This is a genomic window from Enterobacter cloacae complex sp. HYC042_NIDB, from assembly GCF_056673315.1.
The window spans coordinates 1,234,126-1,245,881 of sequence record NZ_CP109650.1 but is presented as its reverse complement, the minus strand read 5'-3'; the positions used below and the strand labels follow the sequence as shown (position 1 = coordinate 1,245,881).

The window sequence follows — 11,756 nt, the reverse complement described above, 5'->3', positions numbered from 1 at the left end:
GGAAACTTTAGCGCATTAGCTGCCGAGCCAGACCGTCGCGGATACCGCAGGCAGCGCGAGCACGCCATCCTGTATCGTCGCCTTGCCCTCTTTGTTCGTCCACGTCGCCACCTTAAGCAGCGGCGAATCATCCAGCACTACTTCGCAGGCCTCGCCCCGGTTAATCGCCACCAGTACGCGCTGCTGATTATAGACGCGGACAAAGACCACCACATTATCGTGGGCGTACGCCACCTGACAGCCGCCGTAGCGCAGGGCGAGACTCTGTTTGCGCAGCTTCGCCAGCCGCTGATACAGGCTGAACAGCACCTTATCCTGTTTCTCTGCCTCCCACGGGAAGGTTTTGCGGCAGAACGGATCGTTGTTGCCGTCCAGCCCCACTTCGTCTCCGTAGTAAATGCACGGTACGCCCGGCCAGGTGAAGAGCCAGGTGACCGCCAGCGGCAGACGCGCCACATCCTTGCCGAGCAGGGATTTAAAGCGCGCGGTATCGTGGCTATCGAGCTGGTTAAACATCCGCAGCTGCTGCTGATGCGACAGGCCAGCGCGATAGTTATCCATCCACGCGGCGCAGGTTTCGGCGTCGATATGGTTCGGATCGTAGGAGATATCGGTGTTAGCCAGGAATCCCCACAGCGGGAAGGTAAAGCCGCGATAGTTCATCGCCGCATCTTCGGCATCGTTTTGCAGCCACTGGCGCGCGTCGCCAAAGTGTTCGCCAAAGACAAACGCCTCCGGCTGAGCCGCTTTCGCCGAACGCGCGATCCCGGCCACGTGCTGAAGGTTATTTCGCGCCCCGCCCGCTTCACCGAGCATATGCACCACGTCCAGACGCCAGCCGTCCATATTCCACGGCGCCTTCAGCCAGTGACGCACGATGCTGTCTTCCCCGCCGTAAATCTCGTTCACCAGTGACGGCGACTGGAAGTCCAGCTTCGGCAGGCTCGCGTAGCCCAGCCAGTCCAGCGCGCGGCCCTCCTCGCTAAAGCTGTACCAGTCGCGCTGCGGCGAATCCGGGTTATGACATGCTCCGCCCATCGACTGGTTATGACGGTCAAACCACGCGTGCGAATCTCCGCTGTGGTTGAACACGCCGTCCAGGATCAGGCGCATCCCCTCCTTTTGCGTATTCTCACGCAGGCGCAGCAGCGCCTCGTCACCGCCAAACTGCTCGTCAACGTAGCGATAATCTTCGGTATCGTATTTGTGTACGCTCGGGGCTTTAAACACCGGGTTGAGGTACAGCGCCGTCACGCCGAGTTTTTTCAGGTACGGCAGCTTTTCGCTGATGCCGTCGAGATCGCCGCCGTAGAACGTCGAGCCGCCCGCCTGCGCCGTCACCGGTTCATCCCATTTTTTCAGAATGATGTCGTGACCCGCGGCATGATGGTAATAGACCTTGTCCTGGCCGGCGGTGCGTTTTTCGCTGCGCGCAAAGCGGTCCGGGAAAATCTGATAAAAGACCTGATCGTTAACCCACTGCGGGCCGTTATCCGGGTAATCGACGGCGAACTGCTCCAGCCGGGCCGGTGGGAAACGGCTAAACCCCTGCGGGGTAAACCACAGCTGACGGTTGTTCCACAAAAGCTTAAAGCTATAGCGACGGCGCGGCTGCCCGGTGCGCAAATCGATATTCGCCCGCCACGCCGTAATCCCCGGCTGCGGCTGGCTGCGCAGCTTGTGCATTTTCAGCCCGGTCTCTTCGTTATCAATTTCAGCGCGGAGCGTCACGCGTTCCGGCTGATTTTCCCCCGCCAGCCAGAGCGTAATCACAAGGTTGTCTTTGTTTTGCTTAACAAATGGGGCAACCGGAAGGTGCCAGGCATTTAACATCACGAATCCCCTCTGATGAAATTGACGTCACCTTGCCACAGGGTGGTTAAGGATAGCTCACCATGACGAGATTTATTGGGGGAGGAGGACGGGGGAGGAGGCAAAAATCCCCTCTCCCGCGAGGGAGGGGGGATAAAAATATTACTGTGCTTCTGCCAATTGACGGTCACGGCGGCACTTAAACACCCAGCCGATCAGCAGCAGAACGATCCACGCACAGCCCACGTACAGGGAAATGCGGGTATCCGGATGGTAGCCAATCAGGCCAATGATAAACACCAGGAAGATCAGCCCGACCACGGTCGTCGCCACCCCGCCCGGCACCTTAAACTTCAGCGCTTTCGCCTCATCCGGCGACAGACGGCGGCGGAAGGCAATCTGCGACAGCAGGATCATGATCCACACCCACACGGTCGCGAAGGTCGCCAGGGACGCAATCACCAGGAAGACGTTCTCCGGCATGATGTAGTTCAGGTAAACCGAGAACAGCAGCGCTACGGTCATCACCACCACCGTCACCCACGGCGTGCCGCGGCGTGAAGTTTTGGCGAATACCTTCGGTGCGCTGCCCTGCTCCGCCATGCCGTGCAGCATGCGGCCCACGCCAAAGACGTCACTGTTGATGGCCGAAAGCGACGCGGTCAGCACCACAAAGTTCAGAATGCTGGCAGCAAAGGCAATGCCCATATGCTGGAAGGTCAGGACAAACGGGCTACCATTAGTGCCTACCTGGTTCCACGGGTAGATGGACATAATCACGAACAGCGTACCCACGTAGAACACCAGAATACGCATCGGTACCGAGTTGATGGCGCGCGGAATGGATTTCTCCGGATCTTTCGCTTCCCCGGCGGTGATGCCGATAATCTCGATGCCGCCGTAGGCGAACATTACCATCTGTAGCGACATCACCATCCCGAGCCAGCCGTTGCTGAAGAAGCCGCCATTGCTCCAGAGGTTATGGATGCCGGTCGGCTGGCCGCCGTTGCCAATCCCCCAGATGATGATCCCGAATCCCGCCACAATCATGATGATGATAGTCGCGACCTTGAAGAAGGAGAACCAGAACTCCAGCTCGCCGAACACCTTCACGCTCATCAGATTGACGGCGCAAATGAGCAACACCACGCTCAGCACCCAGATCCAGTGCGGCACCGCCGGGAACCAGACGCCCATGTAGATGCCAAACGCCGTTACGTCGGCAATCGCCACAATCAAAATTTCGAAGCAGTAGGTCCAGCCGGTGATAAACCCGGCCAGCGGGCCGAGGTTTTCCTGCGCGTAGCGGGAGAAGGAGCTGGCAGACGGGTTGTGAACCGACATTTCGCCGAGGGCGCGCATGATGATATACGCCGCCACGCCGCCGATGATATAGGCCAGCAGAACGCTTGGACCGGCCATTTTGATGGCATCTGCCGAGCCATAAAAAAGACCGGTGCCGATAGCAGAGCCCAGCGCCATAAAGCGGATGTGGCGCGTGCTCAATCCACGTTTAAGTTTGTTAGTGCTTTCCATTTAAATCTTGCCATTCAACACGAAAAAAACAAAAAACCACGGGGCCTTAAGCCCCGTGGTTAAACAGTTTGTTGCCGTTGATTAATGAGCGTTCGATGTGACCTGACGCCCTGCAGCACGGTCCCAGATAACCGCCAGAACCAGTGCAACAACGGTAGGCATCAGCCAGGCCAGGCCCTGCTCGGACAGCGGCAGACGCTGTGTCCAGGCTGGCAGAATTTCAGCGAACGCTGATGCTTTAATCCCGTCAAGGATACCAAAAATCAGGCTGATAAACATGGCTGGCGCAATAATTCGTGAGGAGTTATGCCACCACGGACGGGTGAAGCTCAGCACCACCAGCACGATGCATGGCGGATAGATCGCCGTCAGCACCGGAATAGAGACCTGAATCAGGTGGCTCAGACCGAGGTTAGACACCGCCATCGAGAAGATACCGAGGATAAACACCAGGGTACGGTAAGAGAGCGACAGATACTGCGCAAAGAACTCTGCGCAGGCGCAGGTCAGGCCAACCGCGGTTACCAGACACGCCAGGAAGATCAGCGCCGCCAGCAGCATGCTGCCCGCCCCACCGAAGGTGTGCTGAACGTAAGCGTGCAGGATAGCCGCACCGTTCGCGTTCTGATCAACCAGCATCGCGCTGTCAGAGCCCAGGCGGAACAGCGCCAGATACAGCAGCGTCAGGCCCACACCGGCCATCAGGCCAGCCCAGATGGTATAACGGGTCAGCAAACGCGCTTCGGTCACGCCGCGGGAACGCGCGGCGTTAACGATAACGATACCAAACACCATCGCGCCCAGCGTATCCATCGTCAGGTAGCCGTTCACAAAGCCGTTAGAGAACGCGGCGTTTTTATAGGCATCCATCGCGTCGCTAATCGGGCCGGCTGGCCAGATGATGGCCGCCACGGCCAGCACGATCAGCGCTACAATTTTCAGCGGCGCCAGGAAGTTACCTACCGTGTCCAGCAGCTTGCCCGGATAGAGGGAAACCAGAATCACGATGGCGAAATAAATCAGGCTGTAGATGAACAGCGGCATCGCGCCGTCGCCGGTCAGCGGGGCGATGCCCACTTCGAAGGAAACGGTCGCGGTACGCGGGGTGGCAAACAGCGGACCAACGGCCAGATAGCAGACGGTAGCCAGCAGAACGCCAGCCACTTTGCCAATCGGGGTGCTAAGGCTATCCACGCCGCCACCGACTTTCGCCAGTGCGATAACGGTCAGTACCGGCAGACCCACGGCCGTAATCAGGAAACCGAACGCGGCGGTCCAGACGTGTTCACCCGCCTGTAAGCCAACCATTGGAGGGAAAATGATGTTGCCTGCGCCAACGAACAGCGCAAATGTCATAAAGCCCAGCGCGATAATGTCACGCGATTTTAAGTGATGGGTCATAAAACCTTACTGCCTGTGGATGTGGTGTTGAAAACGTTGAGATTTTTCGATTTCCCTGACGGGACGATACAGCCGAAAATTTGCTCAATTTCAGCGGGAAATGCTCCCGTCCTGGCGTGGAGAAGAATAGTTTTTCGATTTACCACGCAAATACAGTCGGTCTGACAGTATCTGGGGGGCAATTTAAACGCTTATAACGTTTAAAGGCAAGGAGGGATCGCAAAACCAGAACAATATGCCAGTATGAAAACGCACACCAGAACAATGCGCTAATTATAGGAAAAACCCATGGCTAATCATGCGAACAAAAAATAGCCAACCGTATAAAATTCACACGCGTTTCGCTTGACTGCAAAGCAAACGGGCCAGCGATGGCTGACCCGTGGAAAGGTAAAATAACACGCCTGCCGTCAGGCGCTCTTTTTGGCAATTAATCGTTCCGGAATAACGAAACTAAAGCGGGTTCCCTTACCCAGGGTACTCTGGATATCAAGACGGCTTTCATGGTGATTCACCGCGTGTTTCACAATCGCCAGCCCCAGGCCGCTCCCCCCCGTCTGCCGCGATCGCGCTTTATCCACCCGGTAGAAGCGCTCGGTCAGGCGCGGAATATGCTCCGGGGCGATCCCCGGCCCGTTATCCTCAACGCTAAACTCGGCGCCTGCCGGCGTATGCTGCCAGCGCACCACGATATCCGTTCCTTCCGGCGTATGGTTTACCGCGTTGTACACCAGGTTGGAGATGGCGCTACGCAGTTCATCCTCGCTGCCCAGCACCTTCAGCGTGTTGTCGACGTCAAAGGTCAGCTGATGTTTTTTATGGCTTAACGTCTGCGCTTCACGCTCGACGACGCGCAGCATCATTGGCACATCAATGGTGTCATTCAGCGCAAGAGAAGGCGCCGCTTCAATCTTTGACAGCGTCAGCAGCTGCTTCACCAGCCCTTCCATACGGTGCGTTTGCTCGCGCATCGTATGCAGCGCTTTTTCACGCGGCGCGCCTTCCAGGGTTTGCTCCTGCATCATCTCCAGGTAGCCCTGCAGCACGGTCAACGGGGTGCGTAGTTCGTGGCTGACGTTGGCGAAGAAGTTACGACGCGCCCCTTCCAGCTGGTGCATCTGGGTGACGTCGCGCGCCACCATCAGCCACTGGCGATCGCTGTAGGGCATCACGCGGATTTCCAGATGGCGACCGTTATTCAGCTTCAGATTGTGGGGACGGGTGAAATCACGCTTTTTCAGATACAGCGTGAACTCGGGATAACGCAGAAGGTTAAGGATATTCTGACCATTGTCGTCCGGCCAGCGCAGGCCCAGCAGCTGTTGCGCAAGCCCGTTACACCAGAAAATAGTTCCTTCTTCTGTCGTCAGGATCACCGCATCCGGCAGCGACTCTGCGCCGCTGCGAAAGCGTTTGATCAGGCTTCCCAGCTCGCGGCGACGCTTTTTATTACGCATCTGCATCTGGTGCAGGCCGTACAGCAGCGGCTCCCAGCTGCCGCTTCCCGGCGGCGGGGTCATACTGCGGTCCACCCACAGCCACCAGGAGAGACGCAGCAGGTTCCAGAAATGCCAGGCTAACAGCCCGGTGACCGCCGCCAGCAGAAACCACGGCAGATGCCCAAGTAAGGCCCCCAGAAGAAGGGCCGGAATACAGCATAAGATCAGTTCAAAGACGAGCCTTTTCCATGACAGACGTTCCAGCACGCGTCACACTCCTGTCATTATTCAGAAACGGGTCGAGAAACGATAACCCGTGCCGCGGACCGTCTGTACCATGCGATCGTGGCCGCTCAGTTCCAGCGCTTTTCGCAGGCGGCGGATATGTACGTCAACCGTCCGGTCTTCGACATACACGTTAGTTCCCCAGACGTTATTCAGCAACTGCTCGCGGCTGTAAACGCGTTCCGGATGGGTCATAAAGAAGTGCAGGAGTTTAAATTCGGTAGGCCCCATGTCGAGGGGATTTTCGCCGGTCATCACGCGGTGTGACGTTGGGTCAAGGCTGAGGCCCTGCATCTCGATCACCTCTTCCACCGCCATCGGGGAAATACGGCGCATGACGGCCTTAATGCGGGCAACCAGCTCTTTCGGGGAGAAAGGCTTGGTAATGTAATCGTCCGCGCCGGTCTCCAGACCGCGCACGCGATCCTCTTCCTCTCCGCGCGCCGTGAGCATCACCACCGGGATGTCGCGGGTCAGCGCTTCACGCTTCAGATGTTTGATAAACTGCAGTCCGGAGCCGCCGGGCAACATCCAGTCAAGCAGAATCAGATCGGGCCAGGGTTCATTCAGCTGGTTCACCGCGCTGTCATAATCTTCCGCTTCAACCGGCTGGAAGCCATTTTGCTCGAGCACGAAGCACACCATTTCACGAATTGGAGCTTCATCTTCTACGACCAGAATACGTCTCGCCATACTTTGCCCTGTCTTATCTTATTTAAGTTACAAGTTTGTAATGCGGCGCCATTATGCGTCAGATTTATGACAGATTTATGAAAAACAGTACCACTATAAATGGCAAACTGTTGTTTTATTACAGCGGTTATTTTCCTTTCCCTGACAGTTTATAATCGCCCGCATCGTTTTTCGCCACGGATCTCCTATGCGCATACTTCACACCTCGGACTGGCATCTGGGTCAAAATTTTTACAGCAAAAGCCGTGCGGCTGAACATGAAGCGTTCCTGAACTGGCTTCTGGAAACGGCCCAGGCGCACGAGGTGGATGCCATTATTGTGGCGGGTGACATCTTTGATACCGGTTCGCCGCCGAGCTATGCGCGTGAACTGTATAACCGCTTCGTGGTGAACCTGCAGCAGACCGGCTGTCATCTGGTGATTGTCGCCGGAAACCATGACTCCGTCGCCACGCTCAATGAATCCCGCGACATCCTGGCGTTTCTCAATACCACCGTGGTCGCCAGCGCCGGGCACGCGCCGCAGATCCTGAAAAAACGCGACGGGTCGCCGGGCGCGGTACTTTGCCCGATTCCCTTTTTACGTCCACGCGACATCGTGCACAGCCAGGCGGGACTGTCGGGCGCGGAAAAGCAGCAGCATTTATTGCAGGCCATCACCGACTACTATCACCAGCAGCACGCGGAAGCCTGTGCCCTGCGCGGTGAACAGGCCATTCCGGTCATTGCCACCGGGCACCTCACTACCGTCGGGGCCAGCAAAAGTGACGCGGTCCGCGAGATCTATATCGGTACGCTGGACGCCTTTCCGGCGCAAAACTTCCCGCCCGCGGACTACATCGCGCTCGGGCACATTCACCGCGCCCAGGTCATCGGCGGCTGCGAGCATATCCGCTATTGTGGCTCCCCTATTTCGCTCAGCTTCGATGAAACCGGAAAAGCCAAATCCGTGCATCTGGTGAGCTTTGATGAGGGCAAACTCAGCGCCGTCGAGACGCTGGAAGTGCCGGTCACCCAGCCGCTGGCGGTGCTGAAGGGCGATCTGGCTGCCATCACCGCCCAGCTTGAGCAGTGGCGCGGCGCTGAGCTTAACCCGCCCGTCTGGCTGGGTATTGAAATCACCACCGATGACTACCTGCACGCTATGCAGCGGAAAATTCAGTCGCTGACCGAAGAGTTGCCGGTTGAGGTGCTGCTGGTGCGCCGCAGCCGCGAGCAGCGCGAGAAAATTCTGCTCGGCGCCCAGCGCGAAACGCTTAGCGAACTGCGCGTAGAAGAGGTGTTCGAGCGCCGACTGTCGCAGGAAGAGATCGATGATGCAAAGCGCGTCAGGCTCAACGAGCTGTTCAGCCATACTCTGCACGCCCTCAATGACGAGGAAGAAAACGCATGAAAATTCTGAGCCTGCGCCTGAAAAATCTCAACTCCCTCAAGGGCGAGTGGAAAATTGACTTCACCGCGGAGCCTTTTGCCAGCAACGGCCTGTTTGCCATCACTGGCGCAACCGGCGCGGGTAAAACCACCCTGCTCGATGCCATCTGCCTGGCGCTCTACCACGAAACCCCGCGCCTGAATAAGGTCTCTCAGGCGCAAAACGATCTGATGACGCGCGATACCGCCGAGTGCCTGGCGGAAGTGGAATTTGAGGTGAAAGGCGTTGCCTATCGCGCATTCTGGAGCCAGAACCGGGCGCGCAACCAGCCGGACGGGAACTTGCAGGCACCGCGCGTGGAGCTGGCCCGCTGCGAGGATGGCAAGATTCTGGCCGATAAGGTGTCGGATAAACTGGAGCAAACCGCGGCGCTCACCGGGCTGGACTACGGCCGTTTTACCCGTTCAATGCTGCTCTCGCAGGGGCAATTTGCCGCCTTCCTGAATGCCAAACCGGCCGATCGCGCAGAACTGCTGGAAGAACTCACCGGCACCGAAATCTACGGCCAGATTTCCGCGATGGTGTTTGAGAAACACAAAGCCGCCCGCAGCGTGCTGGAAAAATGCGAGGCGCAGGCGGCGGGCGTCGTGCTGCTCAGCGAAGAACAACAGCAGCAGTTGCAGCAAAGTTTGCAGGCACTTACTGACGAAGAGAAAACCCTGCTGGCCCAGCAGCAAAGCCAACAGAAAGATTTTCAGTGGCTTACGCGTCATGACGAGCTCGTGCGGGAGCAGCAGCGCGTTGCCGCCCTGCAGCAGCAGGCGCAACAGGCGCAGGCGAACGCGGCGCCGGAACTGGCAAAACTCCAGCTTGCCCAGCCCGCCGCCCAGCTTCGTCCGCTCTGGGAGCATCAGCAGGAGCAAACCGCACGTCTGACGCAAACCCAGCAGCGAATTAACGAAGTAAATACTCGCTTACAGACCAAAACCGCACTGCGCGCGCGGATCCGCAATACTGCCCTGCGTACCCATGAGCGGCTACAGGCCGAACTGACGGCGCTGGGACAGTGGCTGGCGGAGAATGAGCGTTATCGCCTGCTGGGCCAGGAAATTGCCGGCTGGCGCGCCCAGTTCTCACAGCTAAACCGTGACAAAAGTCAGCTCGTCGCGCTTGCTGCGCGGATGACTGAGCTACGTCAGAAGCTGGCTGAGATGCCGGAAAATACGCTGACGCTGACGGCGGATGAGGTCAGCGCGGCCATGGAGCAGCAGTCCCGGTCCCGCACGCTACGCCAGCAGCTGACGTCGCTGCATGCCCGCTATCAGCCGCTGCAAAAGCGCCTGAGCCAGAACGGTGAAAGCGTGCAGAAAGCCCAGGCGGAGCAGAGCAAGCTCAATGAAATCCTGGCGCTGCGCCGCCAGCAGTACAAAGAGAAACAGCAGCACTATCTGGACCTGAAAGCCCTGTGCGAACGCGAAGCGACGATTAAAAATCTGGAAAGCTATCGCTCACGGCTTGAGGCAGGCAAACCCTGCCCGCTGTGCGGCTCCCACGAGCATCCTGCCGTGGAGACCTACCGGTCGCTTGAGCTGACGGATAACCAGCGTCGCCGTGATGCGCTCGAAAAAGAGGTCGCCGCGCTTAAGGAGGAAGGCCTGCTGGTACTGGGACAGGTTAATGCCCTGGCTCAACAGATCCAGCGTGAGACAGACGAAGCGCAGATGCTTTCTCAGGAAGAGCAAGCGCTCACTAAAGCGTGGCTGGAGGCGTGCGCGTCTTTGAATATCGCTTTGAATATTCAGGAGGATATCGCGCCATGGATGAACGAGCAGGAACACTACGAGCGCCAGCTTTACCAGCTCAGCCAGCGTCTGAACCTGCAAAACCAGCTGAACGAGCAGGAAGCGCAGGAACGCCAGTATCAGCAGCAGCGCACCGCAACGCGCCAGGCGCTGGAACATACCCTTCTCGCGCTCTCGCTTAGCGTTCCCGAAGAGGGTAATGAAGCCGACTGGCTGCATGCCCGCGAAGCGGAATTTGCCCACTGGCAGGAGAAGCAAACGCAGCACGGCGTGCTTCAGGAACGCATGAGCGCGCTGAAGCCGCTGCTCGACACGCTTCCGGCAACACACGGCGAAGAGGCTGAGCCGGCCATTCCTGATGACTGGCGCGACATCCATAATGAATGCGTGTCGCTGCAAAGCCAGCTCGCCGCCCTGCAGCAGCAGGAGGCGCTGGAGCGCGAGCGCCTGCAGCAATCGCAGACGCAGTTCACCGCGGCGCTCTCCGCAAGCTGTTTTGCCGATCGGGATGCGTTCCTTGCCGCGCTGCTGGATGACGATGCTATTCGCCGCCTCGAACAGCTGAAACAGTCGCTGGAAAACCAGATACAGCAGGCCGCGGCCCTTTCCGGCCAGGCTAATCAGCAGCTGCAGGCGCACCTTGCGCTGCGCCCGGAAGAACTTGACGCGGATGCGTCTACCCTGCAAAGCCAGCTGCAGCAGCTGGCGCAACGGCTTCGTGAGAACACCACGCATCAGGGCGAGATCCGCCAGCAGCTTAAGCAGGACAGCGATAACCGCCAGCATCAGCAGGCGTTAATGCTGCAAATTGAAGAGGCCGCGCGCCAGGCCGACGACTGGGGCTATCTCAACGCGCTGATCGGCTCCAGCACCGGCGACAAGTTCCGCAAGTTCGCTCAGGGGCTGACGCTGGATAACCTGGTCTGGCTCGCAAACCAGCAGCTTAACCGCCTGCACGGCCGTTATCTCCTACAGCGTAAGGCCAGCGAGGCGCTGGAGCTGGAAGTGGTCGACACCTGGCAGGCCGATGCGGTGCGCGATACGCGCACGCTCTCCGGCGGCGAGAGCTTCCTGGTCAGCCTTGCGCTGGCGTTAGCGCTTTCTGACCTGGTCAGTCACAAAACGCGGATTGATTCCCTGTTCCTGGATGAGGGATTCGGCACGCTCGACAGTGAAACGCTGGATACCGCGCTGGATGCGCTCGACGCGCTGAACGCCACCGGGAAAACCATCGGGGTGATTAGCCACGTCGAGGCGATGAAAGAGCGCATTCCGGTGCAGATCAAGGTGAAGAAGATCAACGGACTGGGGTATAGCAGGCTGGACAGGGAGTTTGCGGTGGGGTGAGTGTTGGGTCGATTCGGTCTGGTGCCCTCTCCCTGGCCCTCTAAACATCAAAAACGGCAACGCAAGTTG

Annotated in this window: 7 protein-coding genes; 2 read left to right on the top strand and 5 right to left on the bottom strand. The window is 58.3% G+C overall.

All coding sequences use genetic code 11. The annotated features are described in order from the left end of the window. Window positions 1–15: 15 nt before the first annotated feature. From malZ to phoB, 5 genes are all read right to left on the bottom strand, one after another. Window positions 16–1,833 (bottom strand): maltodextrin glucosidase, encoded by a 1,818-nt coding sequence (gene malZ / locus OKF39_RS05875; RefSeq protein ID WP_479983573.1) that lies wholly within the window; start codon window positions 1,831–1,833, stop codon window positions 16–18. A 141-nt stretch (window positions 1,834–1,974) separates the two neighbouring features. Beyond that, window positions 1,975–3,348 (bottom strand): proline-specific permease ProY, encoded by a 1,374-nt coding sequence (gene proY, locus OKF39_RS05870; RefSeq protein WP_028012135.1) that lies wholly within the window; start codon window positions 3,346–3,348, stop codon window positions 1,975–1,977. 81 nt (window positions 3,349–3,429) lie between these two features. Beyond that, a complete protein-coding gene (gene brnQ / locus OKF39_RS05865) occupies window positions 3,430–4,749 on the bottom strand; it encodes a branched-chain amino acid transporter carrier protein BrnQ (RefSeq protein WP_479983572.1) in 1,320 nt (439 codons plus the stop codon). 410 nt (window positions 4,750–5,159) lie between these two features. Next, entirely contained in the window at window positions 5,160–6,455 is a 1,296-nt protein-coding gene (gene phoR, locus OKF39_RS05860) for a phosphate regulon sensor histidine kinase PhoR (protein WP_047363942.1), read from the bottom strand. Window positions 6,456–6,476: 21 nt separating this feature from the next. Next, entirely contained in the window at window positions 6,477–7,166 is a 690-nt protein-coding gene (gene phoB / locus OKF39_RS05855; protein ID WP_008503265.1) for a phosphate response regulator transcription factor PhoB, read from the bottom strand. A gap of 187 nt (window positions 7,167–7,353) precedes the next feature. Here phoB and sbcD point away from each other — a divergent pair, with 187 nt between their 5' ends. Together sbcD and sbcC are read left to right on the top strand one after the other, a co-directional pair. Further along, complete coding sequence (gene sbcD, locus OKF39_RS05850; RefSeq protein WP_479983571.1) at window positions 7,354–8,559, top strand: exonuclease subunit SbcD; 1,206 nt, start codon at window positions 7,354–7,356, stop codon at window positions 8,557–8,559. Further along, window positions 8,556–11,687 (top strand): exonuclease subunit SbcC, encoded by a 3,132-nt coding sequence (gene sbcC / locus OKF39_RS05845; RefSeq protein ID WP_479983570.1) that lies wholly within the window; start codon window positions 8,556–8,558, stop codon window positions 11,685–11,687. The genes sbcD and sbcC overlap by 4 nt, the downstream gene beginning before the upstream one ends. The last annotated feature ends 69 nt before the right edge of the window (window positions 11,688–11,756 follow it).

Excerpts from the sequence above, each read along its gene's own strand:
- malZ (WP_479983573.1), bottom strand. The coding sequence starts at position 1,833 with ATGTTAAATGCCTGGCACCTTCCGGTTGCCCCATTTGTTAAGCAAAAC.
- proY (WP_028012135.1), bottom strand. The coding sequence starts at position 3,348 with ATGGAAAGCACTAACAAACTTAAACGTGGATTGAGCACGCGCCACATC.
- brnQ (WP_479983572.1), bottom strand. The coding sequence starts at position 4,749 with ATGACCCATCACTTAAAATCGCGTGACATTATCGCGCTGGGCTTTATG.
- phoB (WP_008503265.1), bottom strand. The coding sequence starts at position 7,166 with ATGGCGAGACGTATTCTGGTCGTAGAAGATGAAGCTCCAATTCGTGAA.
- sbcD (WP_479983571.1), top strand. The coding sequence starts at position 7,354 with ATGCGCATACTTCACACCTCGGACTGGCATCTGGGTCAAAATTTTTAC.
- sbcC (WP_479983570.1), top strand. The coding sequence starts at position 8,556 with ATGAAAATTCTGAGCCTGCGCCTGAAAAATCTCAACTCCCTCAAGGGC.